This is a genomic window from Zymobacter palmae, assembly GCF_003610015.1.
In the GTDB taxonomy this organism is placed as follows: Bacteria; Pseudomonadota; Gammaproteobacteria; order Pseudomonadales; family Halomonadaceae; genus Zymobacter; species Zymobacter palmae.
In genome coordinates, this window is the sequence record NZ_AP018933.1 from 225,494 (window position 1) to 244,780 (window position 19,287).

A 19,287-nucleotide genomic window follows, 5' to 3' on the forward strand; every position below is an offset into this window, starting at 1 on the left:
CCAAAAGCGATAGCGATGGAACTAGACGGTGTTTCAAACTAAAAGTGTCAAGAATTAGGCTATTCCGTTCTCAAAAGTATGTCGCCCAAAATGGGCCATACTCCTGTTATCAAGGATGCGTCATCAAGAAGGGGCTGGGATTCGCCATCAGTGCTTTCTTATCCGTTGCTTTTGGAACGATAGAGGTTGCCATGCTTATTATCTTGTACTGCCTGATTTTCCTGCTGCTGATCTATGGGCTCTATCGCTGTCAGCGGTCGGGACTGACGCTGGGACGTCAGGTGCTAATCGCGCTGGTGGTCGGGGTACTGTATGGCGCGGGGCTACAGGCGCTGCACGGTGCCGATTCGCCCATCATCAAGGACACACTGGCTTGGGTCGGCGTGGTTGGTAGCGGTTACGTTAGCTTGCTGCAGATGATCGTCATGCCTCTGATTATGGTGTCAATTCTCGGCGCGATTGCACGTTTGAACGATGCGCGGGCGCTGGGGCGCATCAGCCTGTCGGTGCTCGCTATGCTGATGATTACCGTTGCCATCTCGGCGGCGATTGGTATTGGCATTGCACATGTGTTTGGGCTGACAGCGCAAGGGCTGGCAGATAACGCACAGGCCTTTGCGCGTGGTCAGGCGTTGGTCGCCAAAGCGGGGCAACTCGGTGATCAGAGCGTGCCGCAGATGCTGGTCAGCTTCATTCCGAGCAACCCTTTTGCCGCGCTGACCGGGGCCAGCCCGACGGCCATCATCAGTGTCGTGATCTTCTCGGCCTTTTTAGGCGGTGCCGCGCTGATGCTGCGTCGTGACGAGCCGGAAGCCGGTGAACGATTGATGGCGGGTATTCAGCTGGTACAGGCGTGGATTTTGCGGCTGGTGCGCATCGTTATTCGTCTGACGCCCTATGGGGTGATGGCGTTGATGGTGCATATGGTTGCCGTTTCGCACTGGCAGCAAATTCTTGAGCTGGTGCGCTTCTTGGTCGCGTCTTATATCGGGCTGGCGCTGATTCTGGTCGTGCATGCTGTGTTCCTGCTGTTGAGCGGCATTTCACCGAAACGCTTCTTTGGCCGTGCATGGCCGGTACTGAGTTTTGCGTTCACCTCGCGTTCCAGTGCGGCTTCTATCCCGCTCAGCATTGAAACCCAAACCGAGCGTATGGGCATTGCGCCAGCTATTGCCAACTTCGCTGCGACCTTCGGCTCGACCATCGGGCAGAACGGTTGTGCCGGGCTGTATCCGGCGATGCTGGCGACGATGATTGCACCGACAGTCGGCATCGACCCGATGACCCCCTCCTTCTTCTTCACACTGGTCGGCGTTGTGGCTGTTTCGTCGTTCGGGATTGCCGGTGTGGGCGGTGGCGCGACATTCGCGGCTATCGTGGTGCTGTCGACGATGAACCTGCCGCTGGCATTGGCTGGGGTGCTGATCGCTATTGAGCCGTTGATCGACATGGGGCGCACGGCCGTCAACGTGAACGGGGCGATGACCGCAGGGGCTGTTTCCAGTCGCTGGTTGGGCATGACACGCAAGGTCGAAGAGGACTGACGCAGGTTGCTGTCTGTCGATCGGTCACGCTTATAAAGCAATACCTACAGGCCGTCCGTAAGGGCGGCCTTTTCGTTGCGGTGATACGGAACTCCTGTACGTGTAGGCAGGCGGGGAAAGGTCTATGCTGGCAAAACAAGGGTGTCGCCGTGGTTGGGACGGCATCGGTGAGCGGCTTGCAGTCGCTATCGCTTTCATTGGATGAAACGAGGTAGGGCAATGACGACACGCAACAAGGTCAAATCATGGCTGACGGATATGGATGGCGTGCTGATGCACGAGGGCGAAGCCATCCCAGGAGCCCCGGAACTGGTCGCACAGTGGCGGGCTCAAGGCATACCGTTTCTGGTGCTGACCAATAACTCCATCTATACGCCGCGCGATCTTAGCGCTCGTCTGCGTCGCTGCGGTATCGACGTGCCGGAAGACAATTTGTGGACATCGGCGCTGGCAACGGCCGATTTTCTCAAGGATCAGGCACCCGGTGGCTCGGCCTATGTTGTCGGCGAGGCGGGTCTGACCACGGCAATGCACGAGGCGGGCTTCATCATGACGGATGTCGATCCCGACTACGTGGTGTTGGGCGATACGCGTACCTACTCGTTCGAAGCGATTTCCAAAGCGATCCAACTGATCAACCGCGGTGCGCGTTTTATCGTGACCAACCCTGATGTGACCACGCCCAGCCCTGAAGGTGATCTTCCGGCCACGGGGGCCGTCGCGAAGCTGATTACGGCGGCCACCGAACGTGAACCGTACGCTGTCGGCAAGCCGAACCCGATGATGTTTCGCTCGGCGCTCAACAAGCTGGGTGTGCATTCGGAAGGCACCGGCATGATCGGTGACCGCATGGATACCGACGTGGTAGCGGGGATGGAGGCAGGGCTGTACACCGTGCTGGTGCTGACCGGAATTTCATCACGTGACAGCATCGACCGCTTTCCCTTCCGTCCTAAAGAAGTGCTGAATTCCGTGGCCGATCTGCTGGATGAAGGTAATCGCAAAGGCGCACGTCAGAACAAGGCGGAAAAGATGACCAAGGAAGAATGATCGTCCTTGCCTGATGGCGCATCACAAAAGCGGCGGCTCCTTTCGGGGGCCGCCGCTTTTGTATGAGACCTATGGGTGCGGTGTGAACACCTGCGCGGCGTCGGCGCTTCTGTCCCTTCGGGGTGCGGTGGCGGTGGGATCGGAGAATACTTGCCGGGCTGCACTGCTGGTCGATGTCTGTGCGGGTGGTCCGCTTGGTGTAGTTTCCGCCGGGGCTGCCGGGGTTTCAACCTGCACGGGTTCCGGCGCGGGCTGTAGCAGCGAGAGCACCGCTCGGGCGATCAGCTTCTGGCCTGTCACCGTGAAGTGTGTGCCGTCATCGCTGCGCAGCTTCACCTGACGGCCGTTTAGCATGACCGGTTCGCTGTAGCGGTGGTCCTGATAGCCAAACAGATCATCGACAGCGATATAGGATGCGCCTGCCGCTTCGACTTCACTCTGATAGAGCGTGTCGAGGAAACGTACGCCCTCTGATAGTGCGACGCGCTTCATGGCGGGAGGACCGATCCAGATCACCGCAATATCACGCGCCTTGGCTTGTTCAAGAATACTGCGGATGCGCAGACGGTATTCCGCTTCCCATGCAGGGCTCTTGAACTTCAGGTACGGGCCGCGAGCGCGGCTCGGCATGTCCCACGGGTCGTTCGGGCCAAGGAACACCACCAGCACCTTGATGTCCGTGGCACTGGACAGTGTTGAACGCAGCGTGCCCGGCCAGTCGAATGCGCCGGGGTATGCCAAACCGGTGCTTTGCAGACTGAGATTGGTGCTCTGAACGTGGTACTGCTTCAGCAGCGTTTTCATGACGTGAGGGGCGACCCCCTGCATCATCGAGTCGCCGATGAATAGGACACGGTCCTGCGGTGTCAGCAGGATGGCATGTGTATGCTCATCGCGTAGGGCCGGTGTGGAGGACGGTGGCACTTGCTGCGCCACGGGCTCTGCCGGCGTCGTCACCGGAGGTGTCGGTGTCGTCTGCGGCGCTAGCGTTGAACCCGCATGAGGCACGGACATGTCCAGCGGAGTGCCGTCGCGAGCGGGCTGTCCGCCGATATCGTCCATCGCCAGACCATTCGGTTCGATAGCTGGCGCGGTGGGTGTGGCGTCAGGCAGATCGCCGTTGCCATCGTCGCTGTCGGTTTCGGTGCTGTCTACCAGCGGCGTATCTGCGGCAATATCCTGTGCCGGTGCCAGCCACTGTTCGGCCCGCTGAAGATGGCTACGAAGTGCGTCTTCAAGCTGGGCGCCGATCTGCCAGCCTGCTAGCGATATATCGCTGAAGGGTGACGGTGCATGGCGCGTCTGTTGCCAGTAGCGTTCAATCGCCTGCTGGTTGAGCCAAAGCAGGCCGGCGCCGGTGGTAAGGGCGATACCCAGTATTCCGGCTGCTCGTTTCAACGTGCACGCATAAGCGCGGCGTTGGTTGCGGTCAGAAGTTGGCATAGATGAACCCCGGCGTTCCTGCTGGTGCAAGCATGAAGATAAGCGTGATGGTGACAATCAGGCAGGGCGGATACGCCCACAGCGGCAGTCGGGACAGGCCGTTCCACAGTGCCAGCTTGCCTTTTTCCAGCCAGTGATAGCTCATCACGATCAGCAGTAAAGCCCACATGATCAGTGCGCTGGGATGAACAAGCATGCTTGGCGTGATGTGCCCGATGTTATCCAGCAGAGTGGTGGCATCGTCCATGTTGCTGGCACGGAAGAACACCCACGTCAGACAGATGAAGGCAAAGGTGAACAGGCGTGCGATGGGGGCAGGGAAGGTCAGCCAGCGCTTGCCGTGTGGTCCCTTGCGGCCCTGCTGGAACAGATTAACCACTACCAGTCCTGCGCCGTGGAGTGCTCCCCACAGCACGAAATTCAGCCCCGCCCCGTGCCAGATGCCCGATAGCACCATCGCGATGAACACGTTGGCGTTCTGGCGCAGCAGGCCGCAGCGGCTGCCGCCCAGTGGGATATAGATGTAATCGCGGATGAACTGCGACAGGCTGATGTGCCAGCGTCCCCAGAACTCCTTGAGATCAAGCGCCAGATAAGGAGCATTGAAGTTACGTGGCAGCTGGAAGCCCAGCAGCAACGCGATCCCCGTCACCAGATTGGTGTACCCCGAGAAGTTCATGTAGATCTGCCAAGCGTACGCCAGCACAGCGGTCAGCGAGGCTAGCGGTGACGCATTGGTCGGCGCGCTGAATACGGGCGCGACCAGATGTTTGTCGAGATAGTCACTGATCAGGAACAGCTTGAGCAGTGCTAGCACGATCAGACCGATGGCGCGCGCAGGCTGCTCAATGCGGCGTAGCTGCATCGGCAGCAATTGGGGCATGAAATGAGCCGCTCGGTTGATGGGGCCTGCGACGATGCTTGGAAAGAAGCTTAGGTAGAGCAGCAGAGCGAAGAAACTGTCAGGGTTGCCATTGATGTGCTCGCGGGGAAGCGCGCCACGGCCCTTGTCTTCTTCCGTGCGCTGAAGCGACACAATATAGCTGATGGAATGGAAGACATAGAACGACAGCCCCAGCGGAGCCAGCATTTCCATGATGGGCAAATGAACGCCCAGTCCCACCGCTGCCCGCCAATGATCAAGGGTGTCCTGCATGGCATGGTAGTACTTGAAGACGAAGAAGAACCCCACCACCATGCCGATCAGCAGCGCATTGGCGATACGCCTTCGTCCCCCGTGCCTTATATAGAGGCTCAACAGCCAGATCAGTGCTGTCCAGGCCAACAGAACGAGCAGTGCTTCCGGCGATGCCAGAGTCATGAAGCCAAGGCCTGCCAGAAGCAGCACGATATTCTGAAGCCAGGAGGACGGCTGCAGCAGCCAATAGCCTACGAAGAAGAGCAGAAAGTATCCTGCAAAGTCGAGTGAAAGCAGATTCATTGACGTTTGTAATCTATAGGAAATGAATGACTGAGTGCAGTGGCAATCCACCGATACGGACGATCATGGAGCATGGCATTTTCGCACTCATCATGTCGAAAAGGTGACGCTGGCTATCCCTGTCTATCCGTATGGTGTGCGCGTCGCCTGATCGTTGTACGTGAATCATACCTGAATGTATAAGCCGCTGGCTTTCCCGACGCGCTCATCTGTTTAAATTCATTAATGAACGATGTCCGGCACGTGCACGCCCATGACAAAAACCGCCGCTCCCGGTGGGGAAGCGGCGGCCATTGATGACGCTGATTCAGATGATGCGGGGGCTTCAAGGCGTCAATTTCAGCGCTTGCATGAGATCCTGATAGAGTCGGTTAGCACTGTTTTCATAGCCCGGGCGCGTCAGGTGAACGAAGTCGGGGCGGGCATCGCCACGGGCCTGCCAAGTTCTGATCGAGCATTCGCCGCCCATCTGACGGCGCCAGTCCCAATACAGGGTATGTTCGGTGCGGGCGACGTCCTGCTGGATGCGGATAACGCTGTCCAGCATGGTGGGCTTGCCACAGCTATTGCCCGAACGATCCTTCATGCTGTCGCTCGGCCCTACCAACAGAATCACCGCGTCGGGCATCTCGCGGCGAATCTGGCGGATACGTTGCTGAAGCAGCGAGCGATAGTCGTTCAGGTTGAGGGTATCGTTGAAGGCTTCGTTGGTGCCGTATGCCAGAATCACCATGTCGGGCTGGATAGCACGCAGCTGACTCTGCCAGCCGTCCTGCCAGCGATCCATCAGGGACAGCGAAGCCCCGTTGCTGCCCAGCGTAGACAGGATGACCCCCTGTTCAGGGCCATCAAGGTACCAGCCGCCAATGCGCGTTCCCATTGCACTGCTGGCTAAGCTCAGCGAAGCAGGCAGTGCCAGATTGATGGGGTAGCTGAACCCCCACTTGCTCTTGGTCGGCGGTAGCGCGATGACGCGTCGATCTTGGCCGCTGGCCCCGATCAGCGTGTTCTGGCGTTCACTGTTATACAGCAGTCGAACGCGCGACTTGCCTGCGACGGGAGTGAACGGTTCTAAGGCCACCGTACGATTGTTGCCCTTCGGCTGCGCTACGCTGCCGCCCAGCGGAAAGTCTGGGCGTTCGTCACGACGGCTGGTCGCGAGCGTCCAATCACGCGACGTGCTGCGTAGGGCAATGTTGCCGTAGCGCTGTCCGGGCAGACCCAGAGGGCTGACAAAGCCGATCCCACCGTTGCCGAAACGCTGCTGTAAGCGGCTGCGCAGTTGGCCGGAGAAGAAATCCGCGGCGGTGTGGGAGTCGCCGAACTGCACGATATGCACCGAACGCTGGCGCGCATTACGCAGCTTCTGGGTCAGGCGGTTGAGGTTGGGCTCACCATTGGTGGCCAACAGCGAATCGGAATGCGGCGATGAAGCGCTTGTACGAGAAGACGATGCGGGACGTACCTTGGCCTCGGCAGAAACCTGCTGGCAGCCGGCCAGCAGTGCGATGAGCGTCAGCAGCGGAGCCAGCCGTCGTGTAGGGTGGGTCATGTAGCCTATTCCTTGCGAGTCATTTCCTGAGGGCTGTAAGCGCATCTCGACATATGCCGTGCATGACGAGGACAGCATTCCTGCACACGAGTATAAGGTAGAACATGCTGTCTTCTGTGATCTCAGCGGGACGCTTGTGCTGTCTTTGTTTTCGAAACGTATCGTAGCGGAGGTGGCGGGCACAGAAAAACCCTGTCTGTTACCTCATCATCATAATGAATGCTCGGTGGTGTGACGATGCCGTCTGGCCGTTGCGGCACTTTTTACACCGCGATTCGTTGGTATTTCGATGAATTTTCCATCAATGGCGGCTCATAGCGTGGCCCACTGTGGGTATCTTGCATTTGAATTTTCCCTTTTCGCGCGACTTTCCCCTGGCTGCCGATGAGCGTGCCTTGTGAGGCCAGACAGCGATGAACAGCCCGTCATCCGTAACGATGCACGATTATGATGAACGACAGGGTTTTATTTCTTCATTTATATGAAGTGTCGTATTATTTGCATGCCATACAATTATTATAAAAATAGCGCTTTTGATGAGTAACGGCATTATTAATATGTCATTAGCATTTGATTAATTTTGTGTTAAGCCGCTCCGTCTTCCGACAATAAAGATACGCAGTAGCGCGCCGATAGGGGGTGAAGGCGATGGTTCACAGCGCTTGTATACATTAGGGGTGGCCAATACGGCTGACATGCAGAATCTGCTATATAAGGGGCCGAAATAAATGGCACAAGTAATAGCAACGAACTCGCTTTCTTCTCTCGTTCAGAATAATTTGAACAAATCACAGAAAGCATTGAACCAATCCATCGAACGTCTTTCTTCCGGTCGACGAATTAACAGCGCAAAAGACGATGCCGCCGGGCTGTCTATTGCCAACCGCATGACGTCGCAGGTCAATGGCCTGAAGCAGGCCAACCGCAACGCCAACGATGGCCTTTCCATGATGCAGACGGCGGAAAGCGCGTTGGGCACGGTGACCGACAACATCCAGCGCATACGCGATCTGGTTGTACAGGCGAAGAACGGCACCTACAGCGATGAAAACCGTCAGAGCATCAATAACGAGATCGATACCCGCATCAGTGAGATCGCCCGTATCAGCGGCGACACGTCCTTCAATCAGAAGACACTGCTGGGCAGCTCCAGCGATACACAATCGGTCAATATTCAGATCGGGGCGTTCGATGGTCAGACCCTGTCGCTAAAGCTGATGGACGTCAGCACGATTAGTAAGGCGCTAAAGGGGGGAGATGGCACGGACTTGGCCAGTTCGGGCAACGCACTGATTGATGCCGATGGCAAGCTGAAGGACAACGCCTTGACGCTGATTGACACTCAGCTCAAAGCGGTTGACCGCACGCGCAGCTCGCTCGGGGCACAGCAGAATAGCCTTGAGTCGATCATCAACAGCAACGCAACCTCGGCAACTAACCTGTCGGCGGCCCGCTCGCAGATCGTTGATGCTGACTATGCCGCAGAGGTCTCTGCCATGAGCACCGCACAGATACAGCTTGAGATGGGGCAGAAAGTGCTCGCTCAAGCCAACTCGTCGCAGCAGAACGTGCTCTCGTTGCTCAAATAGCCCTGTGGTGCGAAGCGTGGACCCGCTTTCACGCTTCGCCTTTCTTTCATTGCGAGCGTTGCAAAGCGTTGTCGCTCACCCGATGACCGACCTGCCGACCTTGCCTATCGCATGATGTGCTTTTGCTACGGCCTATAGGGTGGGAGCAGTAACCCTCTGTTTTCCCGAGTGTCGCTTTTTCATCGTGAAGGGGTCCCACAGTAAGCACGCAAGGCATGACAAGAATTGAAGGGCTTTTGCCACTCATATTGTCAAATTCCGATACCTCTATATTCATAAAGGTCTGCTGATCGGGGCCGATAATTTGGGAGCAAGGTAGTGAATGCTTACCTTTATATGAAAAAGCACTTAATAAGCTTTGATAACCAAGAACCTTTATTTCTAACAGGACGTCCTTCACATGGCACAGGTAATTGCTACCAACACGCTTTCCCAGCTGACTCAGAACAATCTGGATAAATCCCAGAAAGCACAGAACCAGGCGATTGAACGTCTGTCTTCTGGTCAGCGCATCAACAGCGCCAAAGACGACGCTGCTGGTCTGGCGATCTCTGACCGCATGACCTCTCAGGTCAATGGTCTGAAACAGGCTAACCGTAACGCCAACGATGGTATGTCTATGGCTCAGACTGCTGAAAGCGCTCTGAGTGCAGTTACCGACAACCTCCAGCGTGTACGTGAGCTGGTCGTACAGGCGAAGAACGGTACTTACACTGACGAAGACCGTCAGAGTATCAACAACGAAATCGACGCTCGCCTGCAGGAAGTGGACCGTATCGGTAAAGACACCACGTTCAACGGCAAGCAGCTGCTGGGTAGCAGCGACAAAACTTACTCCGGTACTGCTCAGACTGACGCCCAGCTGACTACCAAACTGCAGATCGGTGCCTTTGACGGTCAGACGATCGACCTGAAAATGACGGACGTCCGCTCTGCAGCATCTACCCTGAAAGGCGGCAGCGACCAGACGATCAGCGGTAACGCACTGATCTCTTCTGCTGGTGTCGTCAGCGACTCTGCACTGACCACCATCGATGCGCAGATCAAGTCCATCGACAGCACTCGTAGCACGCTGGGTGCGCAGCAGAACCGTCTGGAATCCACGGTAGAAAGCAACGCGGCAACGGCAACTAACCTGTCCGCTGCTAAATCTCAGATCTCTGATGCTGACTACGCATCCGAAGTATCTGCAATGAGCACCGCTCAGATTCTGCAGCAGGCTGGCCAGAACGTTCTGTCCCAGGCCAACTCTGTACCGCAGAACGTACTGTCTCTGCTCAAGTCCTAACGGCAACGTTTTACTGTATTGCTGTCGTTATGCGGGTGGCGGGCATGTCCCGTCATCCGCAGGAAGTAGTGGAATTACCAATTTTTATGTGTGTGATGGTGTTGTTTTTATCTTTATATGTAATGTGTTACTGCGCTGCTTGATGTTGATGACGATAGTTGACGGTATTGTGTGCGGCGCTTGGATAATAATGATGTGTATACGGTATGAGTGGCATCTGCACGGGCTCGGTATGTTGAGTCTGGGCAGATGCCTTTTTCGTTATGGCGTAATGACTATCTGGCAGACCTTCTGACATGGAGCATTGGTCAGTGCACGGTTTATCTTGTCGATATAGTGGTGCTGGTTCACCGGAATATTGGCCTTGGCTTCGTCGACGGCAGCTTTGAGCTGTCCGCGGGTGTCGAGAGGCAGCACGCGGGCGATGTTGGGCATTGCCGTCAGCATCGACTTCAGCAGCATTTCTCTATTCGCCGGTTTCACGGACGGGTCCTGAACGGCCGTCAGTGTACCGGTAAGGGACTGAACGATGCTTTTTCTGAACAGGACAATACCTGTGCGCTGTTCCTCGGACATGTCCTGCGGTGCGGGGCTAGATGTCTGGAAGTAGCGGACCATGGTGGGCATCACATGGCTCATACACGACAGAGAGAACGATTGTATTGCCGATACTTCATCCTGATAGATCTGGCCGTTTTTGTTCAATCCCTCCATCACCTGGTCACGGTTGCTGTCAGACAGATCGACGCCATGGCTCAAGTACGTCAGCAGTAGCTGGTTCGCGGTCGCGCAGGGTCCTTGCATGGCACGCATCGACACTAGATCGTTATTGAAGTCGATGCGGTCGAGTACTCGCTTCTGATCTGTTAGCTGGCGGATCAGCGCCGCAGTGTTTTTATCGCTGAACCGTGGCAGTGCTTGGCCGGTCTGAGCTTGCTCGGCAAAGGCCTGAATGTTCTTTTCGTAATCGCTGAACGCGTCAGCGTTAGCAGCGCCGACAGCACCCAGAGTGGCTACAGTCGCGAGTCCAAGGACTGTGCGCTTCATCCAGCGAGAAGGTGAGGCGGGCATAGGCGGTATCCTGTATCAGGGAAAGTGGGCAGGGAAGCCTGCTAACGAAGTATCGCGATGCACATCCGGCATTAGCCATGAGCGCCGAATATTTCGCGTGAGGTGAATGGGACTACGATGCCTATTATCGACCTGCAAAGAAGGCTTTTTTAAGCCTTCTTATGTCAGACCGCAGTGCTTGAGTGAAGCGCAAGGTGTGTCAGCGGTAGTGCTTGGGGGCATGTGCGCGCTGTAGTTCACATCATGCTGGGGTGGGCGCGTCCTCGCCGCGGGCCATGCCGATATGCGCAATGCCGTCCTCATCATAGAGGCCGGTTACGGGGACGAAGCCAAAGTGACCGTAGAACGCCTGTAGGTGAGCTTGTGCGCTGATGTGAATGGCCTGTTCCGGCCAGTGACGTTCGCAGCTGAGGATGGCCTGTGTCAGCAGCTGATAACCAATTTTCTGTCCTCGTGCCTGCGGGGCAACGATGACGCGGCCGATGGCAACAGGCATATGATCGTCCTGACGTTTGAGCAGGCGCGCATAGGCCACAAGCTGTTGGTCACGCCAGCCTAGCAAATGGCGGTTGTCGCCCAGCAGGTCTTCACCGTCAATATCTTGGTAAGGACAGTCTTGTTCGACAACGAACACCTCGTTGCGCAAGGCCAATAGCGTATAGAGGCTAGATGGCGTCAGTTGAGAGTGATGGAGATCCTGCCATTCGATCACAAGCGTACTCCTGAGCTGCGGAAAAGCGGCCATTGCTGATTAGGCCATGCCGTCAGTCAAATCCTAACGCCTGCTTTCAAATAAGCAATATGGGGAAATGACGCTTCTTGAGGCGAAGCGTTCAGTAATGAAAAAAGTACGGGAAGAAAAGCACACCGAGCGACGCCCGGTGTGCGGTAACGGTTACAGATGACGTTCTACAGTGGTGTTGTCGTCGACGCTGTAGTCCGTCGCGCCGTACCAGCGGGAGCGCCACAGGTCCATGAAGCTTGCCGTGACGCTAGGTGCGTCCGTGATGACCACAACGTTTTCGCTGTTCATGCTGAATGCGGAGTAGGCGTAGTTGAACGAGCCGGTCTGAACGGTGTTTTTGTCTGCGATGATGACCTTGTCATGCAAGGAGCGGTAGGCATTAGTGACGCGAACAGGGATGCCGGCACGCAGCAGTGCCTTGAGGCATTCTTGGCTCTTTTCGCGACTCTGGTTCACGTTGTAGTCGGCAACGACCAGAATGTTAACGCCTCGCTGCTTGGCGGCGATCAGTGCATTGACGATGTCAGGTGAGGTCATGACGTAGGACAGCATGCGCAGACTGCGCTTGGCGTTGTTGATGACGTCCAGCACCAGTGCGCTGGCCGTGCCTTCTGGAGAGAAGCCCACTCGGATGGTCGGCATCACTGTGCTTGTCGTTTCGGTCGTGGCGGCGGCCGTCGTTTCCGCGTGGGCCGAAACGAGAGGGGCCGTCATCATGCCGGCAAGAGCCATCGTCAAAAGGCGTTTGGATAAGTTCATGATAGTACTCTTTTTGTTGTTATTATTTTTGAGTGAGAAAGTCATGTTTAGATGGCTTCCGGGACTCAGTGTGCCCCAACGATGGCGCGGATTCATGCTGCAAGTATTGTAAGCAAGGTGCTGATGACCTCGGCTGGAACGGTATGGGCTGTGGTGTTTTGACGCGCCAGGTCGCGGCTGGTGGCGGTGGAGCGTACTCGTTTTTGCCGCTGACTCAACATGTTCTGCACGGTACGCAGTGTCTATTTATCCTTTTGTAATTAAAGCAGTTATTGACCTGTTCTTAGGTTCAGTTTTTGGGGTTTTTTGCCCTTTTCCATAATCCGATGGCCGGATATGTCCAGTAGTCAATAATGGGATGTTATACATTAGCGGCATTGTCTCTCTTTAAGAAACTGATAACGTCAAAAAGGCGAGCGGCTTGGTAGGAAAGAATGACTGCTGAAGTCGCCCCCGAATTTTCTCTTCAAGGAGTGAGACGATGAAGACCCGTTTCAAAGACAAGGTCGCGCTGATCACTGGCGCTGGCGGTGATATCGGTCTGGCAACAGCGCTGCGTCTGGCGGAAGAAGGTGCTTCCATCGCCCTGCTGGATATCGTCGAAGACAAGCTGGCGGCATCTAAGGCCAAGGTTGAAGCCAAAGGTGTGCGTGCCGAGTCCTATATCTGTGACGTTACCGATGCCAACGCCGTCAAAGATGCTGTTGCTCGCGTCATCGCAGATTTCGGTGCTATCGACCTGCTGTTCAACAACGCAGGCTATCAGGGCGCTTTCGCTCCGGTACACAAATACGATGTCGAAGACTTCGCTCGCGTGATGGATATCAACGTGACCGGCGCGTTCAGCGTCCTGAAGGAAGTCTCCGCACACATGGTCGAACGCAAGTCCGGCAGCATCGTCAACATGGCGAGCATGGCGGGTGTCGGTGGTCCTCCCAACATGGCCGCTTACGGTGCGTCCAAGTTCGCGATGGTGGGGCTGACCGAAACCGCATCCAAGGACCTCGCGCCGTACAACATCCGCGTCAACGCGGTAAGCCCTGGCTTGATGGGGCCTGGTTTCATGTGGGACCGTCAGGTCAAGCTGCAGTCTGAAACCAACACGCAATATTTTTCTACCGATCCGAAGCAGACTGAGAAGCAGATGATCGGCGGTGTACCGCTGCGTCGTTGCGGTAGCATCGACGAAATTCCGGGTGCGGTCAGCTTCCTGCTGAGCGACGACGCCACTTACATCACGGGCGTCAACATCCGCATTTCCGGCGGCGAGTGATCGTCACCGGCGCGTGCGTTAGCGCATGTGATCGCTAGATGTGATAACGAGGGCATGGGGCCAGTTCCCATGCCCTCGTTGCATTTGTGCTGGCAAGTAGTGAATGAGTATCCGTTAATCTGTTGCTGCCTGCTGCCTGCTGCCTGCTGCCTGCTGCCTGCTGCCTGCTGCCTGCTGCCTGCTGCCTGCTGCCTGCTGCCTGCTGCCTGCTGCCTGCTGCCTGCTGCCTGCTGCCTCAGTCCGGACGCTCAGGTGGCGGCATCATTTGGGTGAAGGCATGCAGTTGCCGTGTCTGGGCATCGTGGCGCCAGACCAGCCAGGTGGTGATCCACCGCCAGGCGTCACTCAGCGGCCACGCGTTAACCTGCGAGCTGCCGGGCATGATCTCCAGCATGCTGCGCGGCATCTGGGCAACACCCGCACCCGCTGCGACGCAAGCGAGAATGCTGGGATAGGATTCCATCTCGTAGATACGGCCAGGAGCGGCTTCGTCGGCAGCAAACCACGCTTCAAAATGATGCCGGTACGTGCAGTTGTTGCGAAAGGCATACAGCGGTAGTCTATCGACCTGTTGCGCGCGCTTCACGGGCGCAAGGCTGCTCGGCGTGACGATCATCATTTCTTCATCAAAGACGGGGATGCCTCCGAGTGCCGGGTGGGACAGCGGGCCATCGACAAAGGCGGCCGAAAGCGAGCCATCCAGCACCCGCTTGATCATCTCGCCCGATGGGCCGGTGGTTAGATCGAGCTGTACGCGCGGATAGCGTTGATTGAATTCGGCCAGAATGGCAGGAATGCGCACGGCCGCGGTGCTTTCCAGCGCGCCTAGTCGCAGAGTACCGGAGGGTTCTTCACCCGTGATGGCCTGCTTGGCCTCCGCGATCAGGGCCAGTATGCGCCGACTGTAAGACAGAAAATCGTGCCCAGCGGGCGATAGACGCAGCCGCTGGTGTTCGCGAATGAACAGCTGGACACCGAGCGATGCTTCAAGCTGCTGAATACGGGTGGTCAGATTGGATGGGACGCGGTGAATGCGCCGCGCAGCGGCGCTGATGCTGCCGGTATCGACGATGGCAACGAACATCTCCAGCTGGGTCACGTCCATAGTGTTCTCTTTTCGTGAATGATCCTTTCAGTGTTATTCATTATACAGAAAGAAGTAGGCACGCTACGCTGGCCCTATTCGTTTCGGCAGTGCTGTGAATTGACCGCTGCTTTGGCCTTTGGAATGCCGTATGGAGTCCCGCAATGACCGTATCCACTGATACCCACGCCGTTTCACGTAATCCCGCTACGGGTGAAGTGCTTGCACAGTATCCGTACGCCAGCAGTGCCGACACCGATCAGGCGCTGGCCCGTAGTCATCATGCGTTTCGTGAGTGGAGAGAACGTTCCATAAATGAACGCGGTGACGCCCTGCGCGCCCTAGGCAATGCCTTGCGTGCCCGCAAGGAAGAAGTGGCGCAGATGATGACGGCCGAGATGGGCAAACCGGTTGCTCAGGCGCGCGCCGAGGTCGATAAGTCTGCGCACCTGTGCGATTGGTATGCCGATAATGGTCCAGCGATGTTAGCCACCGAGCAGACGACGGTCGACAACGGTCACGCGGTGCTTGAGTACCGTCCACTCGGCCCCGTGTTTGCCGTCATGCCGTGGAATTTTCCGCTGTGGCAGGTGTTCCGTGGGCTGGTGCCAATCCTACTGGCCGGTAACACCTACCTGCTGAAACATGCCCCCAGCGTGATGGGAAGCGCCTATCTGATCGACCGCATCGTGAAGGATGCGGCGTTGCCAGCGGGCGTATTCGAAGTGCTTAATATCACCAACGATGAGTCCAGTCGCGTGATCCGAGATGACCGCGTCGCAGGGGTCACCGTGACCGGCAGTGTACGTGCGGGGGCCGCCATCGGTGCTCAGGCCGCTGGTGCACTCAAGAAATGTGTGCTTGAACTGGGCGGCTCCGATCCCTTTATCGTATTAGAGGACGCGGACCTTGATGCCGCTGTCAGCGCTGCGGTCGTTGGGCGCTTCCAGAACAGCGGCCAAGTTTGCGCAGCGGCCAAACGCTTTATCATTCATCAGAATATTGCAGAGGCGTTCACCGAAAGGTTCGTTGCAGCAGTGAAGGCACTGAAAGTGGGCGATCCACGTGATGAGGCGCATTACGTGGGCCCGATGGCCCGCTTCGACCTGCGCGATGAGCTAGACGCACAAGTGCAGAAAACGGTGAGTGAAGGGGCAACTGTGTTGACCGGCGGGCATAAGGTGGAAGGCAATGGTAACTACTACCAGCCGACGGTGCTGGCCAATGTGACGCCGGAAATGACCGGCTTTCGTCAGGAGCTGTTCGGCCCTGTCGCAACCGTCACCGTTGTCCGTGATGATGCTCATGCGCTGGAATTGGCCAACGACAGCGAATTCGGTCTCTCTTCCACGCTGTTCGGCAAGGATGAAACGCGTCTGAACTGGATCGCCAACCGCCTAGAATGTGGAGGCGTGTTCATCAATGGCAGTGGTGCCAGCGATGCGCGTGTCGCATTCGGCGGCGTGAAGAAAAGCGGCTTTGGACGCGAACTGTCGCGTTTTGGTCTGCATGAGTTCTGCAATATTCAGACGGTGTGGAAGGATCGTCGTTGATACAGATACGCATTGCTTTATGCCAATGACGTATTGATGGTGTTATTATCATTCACTAATAAGCCATGTTCGGTTTTATCGAGCATGGCTTATTTATTGGAAAGGATAATTACATGATTGATGATGTCGCTAAGATATATAACCTTGTGCAGGGAAAGGGTGTTTTATTTTTGGTGTTTCTCTCTTTCATATTCATCGTGAAGTATTATGAGAATGTAGGAGGACTATTATCCATCATCAGGAACAGGGCCATAGACCGGTATGAACGATATGGTGCCTTGTACCTTGCTATGAAGACTAACGATGAGATGGCAATCTCCTTTATTGAACAGCGCAAGGCAGAAATACTACTAACTCGTCTTACAGGAATATATGACCCGAGATTACGAAAAATCTATATGCGTATTTACGCGCTTTGCTGAGCGCATGGCGTAGTGGAGAAATATATAAGATTGTCTTCCAGATTCATTACCGAGCGGGCAGGGACGCTTCGTGTGGATTACAACCTCTTTAAAAGAACACGCAGAAAGAACCGCTGGACACAATTGGGTATTCTCATCGGCATGATGGTGATGGTTATTCTTTCCTTTTGGGCCAGTACATATCCATTGGGCGGGTTACCATTATTACTTTTTGTAATCGCCCTTTTGTTAGAAATCATGTTTCTTGTTTCTGTCGAACGAAATATTTCCTTAGCTACGTTAGAAAGAGTGGATCGAATCATCATGGAGATCGGTTAGCGTTCCCCTGAATTATTATCGGTAGACGCTATCTAGCTATTTCATGGCATATTCGGAAAAGCAGCGGGGCAGTGCGATCCTTCTGTAGCTCATCAGGATATCCTTTATATTTTCTCTACTTGGTGGCGTGCAGGGCATACCCTGAGCGCAATATGCCATGAGGCGATAGGCGCGGTGCGAGCAGGATGCGTATAAGCGCCTATGCTTCGTGCACGCTACATAGTTTGGGAAGGGAAGTGAGCGATGAAAACAAGGTTGATACGGCAGTGTCTAGGTGCAGTAGCTATGACCGTACTGGGGTGTTGCAGTGTAGGTGTGTCCGCCTGGGCAGCATCCTTGCCTAAGGTAGCGCCTAGGCTGTCCTGCGAGCAGCTGGCACAGCAGGATTTTTCCTCCGTATTGGGTGAACAGGTCACGATTAACGCTGCTGCGCCGATGGCAACGGACAAGGGCAGTTTTTGCAAGGTTTCTGCTACGATCGCGCCGTCCATAGGTGTTGAGGTAGCGCTGCCCGCCGAACACTGGACGCAGCGTTTCTTGCAGGTGGGCTGCGGTGGACTGTGTGGCAGCATCACTCTGAATCTTTCCAATGCGAGCAGCTGTGTACCCGCCCTGAACGGTGAGTTTGTCGTGGCGGCAACGGATATGGGGCACAGCGGAAGCATGATGGATGCCTCGTGGGCCGAGCAGCCGCAGAAGCGTATCGATTTTGCCTATCGCGCCAACCACCTGACGGCTGTACTGTCCAAGGCGCTATCGGCAGCCTATTACGGGCAGGCACCGCGCTACGCTTATTTTATGGGCTGCTCGGATGGCGGGCGTGAAGCGCTGATGGAAGCGCAGCGCTATCCCGATGATTTTAATGGCATCAGTGCCGGTGCCCCGGCGGCGTTCTTCCAGTTCCAGAATTCTTTCTATCACGGCTGGAGCGTTGCCGCGAATCAGCGCGCCGATGGCTCGGCTATCCTGCTACAGAAGCATTTGCCTATTCTGCACAAGGCCGTACTGCAACACTGCCCAACGCTGTCTGGTGTCAACGATGGGCTGTTGCAAAACCCGTATGCCTGCCGTTTCTCGGCGGACTGGGTCAGGCAGTGTGCCAAAGGCGACAGTGAACAGAAGGACTGTTTGAGCGCAGAGCAGATCAATGCCGCTCGTCGCTTCTATGAAGGCGCATCCGATACTGAAGGGCACCAGTTCGTACTGGGCGGGTTGCCGCTGGGATCAGAGCTGCGCTGGGCTGTGCCAGCAAGCGAAAAGGGAAACTCTTCGGCTGAAGCGATGGTGCTGCCTGCGTTGCAGTCGGTGCTGTTGCCGGGCGGACATCAGAACGTTCAGTCGATGAAAGATTTTCCGCTGACGCAGCAGAATTTCGATCGCGTGGCGCAGTTGGCACCGCTCTACAATGCCGCGAATACCAACCTGCGTTCGTTCCAGCAGCAAGGAGGCAAGCTGATCATGTGGCACGGTCTGGCCGATGACTCTGTCAGCCCTGCCTTTTCGCTGGCCTATTACCGTGGCGTGCAGGCACTGATGGGGGCGCAGACGGTTGATGGTTTCCTGCGTTTGTTCCTGCTGCCGGGGGTAGGTCACTGCGGTAACGGTGAGGGCTACGATCAGGTTGATCTACTGACGCCGCTGATGGCATGGACCGAAGATGGCCAGGCCCCTCAACAGCTGATCACCGGCAAGCGTGAACAGGTCGATGCGGGGGGGATGCCCCCTGCACCGGTCAATGCCCCCATGGGTGATGACACAGCCCCTGCCGAAGCGCAGTTCCACGGCGTGCAGCGCCCCAGCTCACCGATTGCGATGCCTAACAAGCCGGTCACGGCAACGCGTCCGGTCTTTCCCTATCCGTATATCGCACGCTATATCGGTAAGGGCGATATCAACGATGCCAGTAACTACGCGCCAGTGAAGTCGGCCGCTTTCGAGCGCCTGTTCTTCCGGCAGCCTGCGGCTTCGTTTGTCGGTCCTGACAACCAGCATGTCTATCGCGTCGAAAACGGCGTGCTGGTACAGCAATAGCCCAGCGATATTGCAACGGCTAGCGACAGGCATGACGTGCCCGCCACTGGTTATAGGCGAGAATATATTAAAAAGGCCGCCTCATCTTTTAGGGATGAGGCGGCCTTCGCCGTTTCAAGGACAC

At 56.2% G+C, this 19,287-nt stretch carries 16 protein-coding genes; 9 read left to right on the forward strand and 7 right to left on the reverse strand.

The genetic code is table 11. The features are described from left to right. The first annotated feature begins 191 nt into the window (after positions 1-191). Together ZBT109_RS00985 and ZBT109_RS00990 are read left to right on the forward strand one after the other, a co-directional pair. Positions 192-1,544, forward strand: a complete 1,353-nt coding sequence (locus ZBT109_RS00985) for an L-cystine transporter (protein WP_038278745.1) — start codon at positions 192-194, stop codon at positions 1,542-1,544. 219 nt (positions 1,545-1,763) lie between these two features. Beyond that, on the forward strand, positions 1,764-2,594 hold the full coding sequence (locus ZBT109_RS00990; protein ID WP_051523969.1) for an HAD-IIA family hydrolase: 831 nt from the start codon (positions 1,764-1,766) through the stop codon (positions 2,592-2,594). A 69-nt stretch (positions 2,595-2,663) separates the two neighbouring features. Here the strand turns inward: ZBT109_RS00990 and ZBT109_RS00995 are convergent, their stop codons facing one another. The 3 genes from ZBT109_RS00995 to ZBT109_RS01005 all read right to left on the reverse strand — a co-directional run bounded on the left by ZBT109_RS00995 (position 2,664) and on the right by ZBT109_RS01005 (position 7,030). Continuing rightward, positions 2,664-4,037 (reverse strand): SGNH/GDSL hydrolase family protein, encoded by a 1,374-nt coding sequence (locus ZBT109_RS00995; protein WP_051523972.1) that lies wholly within the window; start codon positions 4,035-4,037, stop codon positions 2,664-2,666. Beyond that, positions 4,024-5,478, reverse strand: a complete 1,455-nt coding sequence (locus ZBT109_RS01000; RefSeq protein ID WP_027705595.1) for an MBOAT family O-acyltransferase — start codon at positions 5,476-5,478, stop codon at positions 4,024-4,026. The genes ZBT109_RS00995 and ZBT109_RS01000 overlap by 14 nt, the downstream gene beginning before the upstream one ends. A gap of 325 nt (positions 5,479-5,803) precedes the next feature. Then, positions 5,804-7,030 (reverse strand): SGNH/GDSL hydrolase family protein, encoded by a 1,227-nt coding sequence (locus ZBT109_RS01005; RefSeq protein WP_038278749.1) that lies wholly within the window; start codon positions 7,028-7,030, stop codon positions 5,804-5,806. A 728-nt stretch (positions 7,031-7,758) separates the two neighbouring features. Between ZBT109_RS01005 and ZBT109_RS01010 the strand changes: the two genes are divergently transcribed. Next, positions 7,759-8,619, forward strand: coding sequence for a flagellin N-terminal helical domain-containing protein (locus tag ZBT109_RS01010; protein ID WP_027705596.1), 861 nt, complete (start codon positions 7,759-7,761; stop codon positions 8,617-8,619). Positions 8,620-9,019: 400 nt separating this feature from the next. Continuing rightward, on the forward strand, positions 9,020-9,907 hold the full coding sequence (locus ZBT109_RS01015; RefSeq protein WP_027705597.1) for a flagellin N-terminal helical domain-containing protein: 888 nt from the start codon (positions 9,020-9,022) through the stop codon (positions 9,905-9,907). Positions 9,908-10,168: 261 nt separating this feature from the next. Here the strand turns inward: ZBT109_RS01015 and ZBT109_RS01020 are convergent, their stop codons facing one another. From ZBT109_RS01020 to ZBT109_RS01030, 3 genes are all read right to left on the reverse strand, one after another. Continuing rightward, a complete protein-coding gene (locus ZBT109_RS01020) occupies positions 10,169-10,978 on the reverse strand; it encodes a hypothetical protein (RefSeq protein ID WP_027705598.1) in 810 nt (269 codons plus the stop codon). Positions 10,979-11,219: 241 nt separating this feature from the next. Next, on the reverse strand, positions 11,220-11,690 hold the full coding sequence (locus tag ZBT109_RS01025; RefSeq protein WP_027705599.1) for a GNAT family N-acetyltransferase: 471 nt from the start codon (positions 11,688-11,690) through the stop codon (positions 11,220-11,222). A 183-nt stretch (positions 11,691-11,873) separates the two neighbouring features. Further along, complete coding sequence (locus ZBT109_RS01030; protein WP_051523973.1) at positions 11,874-12,482, reverse strand: phospholipase D family nuclease; 609 nt, start codon at positions 12,480-12,482, stop codon at positions 11,874-11,876. 481 nt (positions 12,483-12,963) lie between these two features. Here ZBT109_RS01030 and ZBT109_RS01035 point away from each other — a divergent pair, with 481 nt between their 5' ends. Then, positions 12,964-13,755 carry an SDR family NAD(P)-dependent oxidoreductase gene (locus ZBT109_RS01035; protein ID WP_027705600.1) on the forward strand — a complete coding sequence of 264 codons (792 nt, stop codon included), beginning with the start codon at positions 12,964-12,966 and terminating at the stop codon, positions 13,753-13,755. A 235-nt stretch (positions 13,756-13,990) separates the two neighbouring features. Here the strand turns inward: ZBT109_RS01035 and ptrR are convergent, their stop codons facing one another. After that, positions 13,991-14,860, reverse strand: a complete 870-nt coding sequence (gene ptrR / locus ZBT109_RS01045) for a putrescine utilization regulator PtrR (protein ID WP_027705396.1) — start codon at positions 14,858-14,860, stop codon at positions 13,991-13,993. Positions 14,861-15,003: 143 nt separating this feature from the next. Here ptrR and ZBT109_RS01050 point away from each other — a divergent pair, with 143 nt between their 5' ends. From ZBT109_RS01050 to ZBT109_RS01065, 4 genes are all read left to right on the forward strand, one after another. Further along, positions 15,004-16,392 carry an aldehyde dehydrogenase family protein gene (locus ZBT109_RS01050; protein WP_027705397.1) on the forward strand — a complete coding sequence of 463 codons (1,389 nt, stop codon included), beginning with the start codon at positions 15,004-15,006 and terminating at the stop codon, positions 16,390-16,392. 113 nt (positions 16,393-16,505) lie between these two features. Further along, complete coding sequence (locus ZBT109_RS01055; protein WP_027705398.1) at positions 16,506-16,814, forward strand: hypothetical protein; 309 nt, start codon at positions 16,506-16,508, stop codon at positions 16,812-16,814. Positions 16,815-16,886: 72 nt separating this feature from the next. Further along, positions 16,887-17,132: a hypothetical protein gene (locus ZBT109_RS01060; RefSeq protein ID WP_027705399.1), complete on the forward strand. Its 246-nt coding sequence runs from the start codon at positions 16,887-16,889 to the stop codon at positions 17,130-17,132. 243 nt (positions 17,133-17,375) lie between these two features. Then, complete coding sequence (locus ZBT109_RS01065) at positions 17,376-19,163, forward strand: tannase/feruloyl esterase family alpha/beta hydrolase (protein WP_027705400.1); 1,788 nt, start codon at positions 17,376-17,378, stop codon at positions 19,161-19,163. The last annotated feature ends 124 nt before the right edge of the window (positions 19,164-19,287 follow it).

Coding starts and splice junctions, on each gene's coding strand:
- ZBT109_RS00985 (WP_038278745.1), top strand. CDS start 192: ATGCTTATTATCTTGTACTGCCTGATTTTCCTGCTGCTGATCTATGGG.
- ZBT109_RS01000 (WP_027705595.1), bottom strand. CDS start 5,478: ATGAATCTGCTTTCACTCGACTTTGCAGGATACTTTCTGCTCTTCTTC.
- ptrR (WP_027705396.1), bottom strand. CDS start 14,860: ATGGACGTGACCCAGCTGGAGATGTTCGTTGCCATCGTCGATACCGGC.
- ZBT109_RS01030 (WP_051523973.1), bottom strand. CDS start 12,482: ATGAACTTATCCAAACGCCTTTTGACGATGGCTCTTGCCGGCATGATG.
- ZBT109_RS01055 (WP_027705398.1), top strand. CDS start 16,506: ATGATTGATGATGTCGCTAAGATATATAACCTTGTGCAGGGAAAGGGT.
- ZBT109_RS01015 (WP_027705597.1), top strand. CDS start 9,020: ATGGCACAGGTAATTGCTACCAACACGCTTTCCCAGCTGACTCAGAAC.
- ZBT109_RS01020 (WP_027705598.1), bottom strand. CDS start 10,978: ATGCCCGCCTCACCTTCTCGCTGGATGAAGCGCACAGTCCTTGGACTC.
- ZBT109_RS01035 (WP_027705600.1), top strand. CDS start 12,964: ATGAAGACCCGTTTCAAAGACAAGGTCGCGCTGATCACTGGCGCTGGC.
- ZBT109_RS01050 (WP_027705397.1), top strand. CDS start 15,004: ATGACCGTATCCACTGATACCCACGCCGTTTCACGTAATCCCGCTACG.
- ZBT109_RS01005 (WP_038278749.1), bottom strand. CDS start 7,030: ATGACCCACCCTACACGACGGCTGGCTCCGCTGCTGACGCTCATCGCA.
- ZBT109_RS00990 (WP_051523969.1), top strand. CDS start 1,764: ATGACGACACGCAACAAGGTCAAATCATGGCTGACGGATATGGATGGC.
- ZBT109_RS01010 (WP_027705596.1), top strand. CDS start 7,759: ATGGCACAAGTAATAGCAACGAACTCGCTTTCTTCTCTCGTTCAGAAT.
- ZBT109_RS01065 (WP_027705400.1), top strand. CDS start 17,376: ATGAAAACAAGGTTGATACGGCAGTGTCTAGGTGCAGTAGCTATGACC.
- ZBT109_RS00995 (WP_051523972.1), bottom strand. CDS start 4,037: ATGCCAACTTCTGACCGCAACCAACGCCGCGCTTATGCGTGCACGTTG.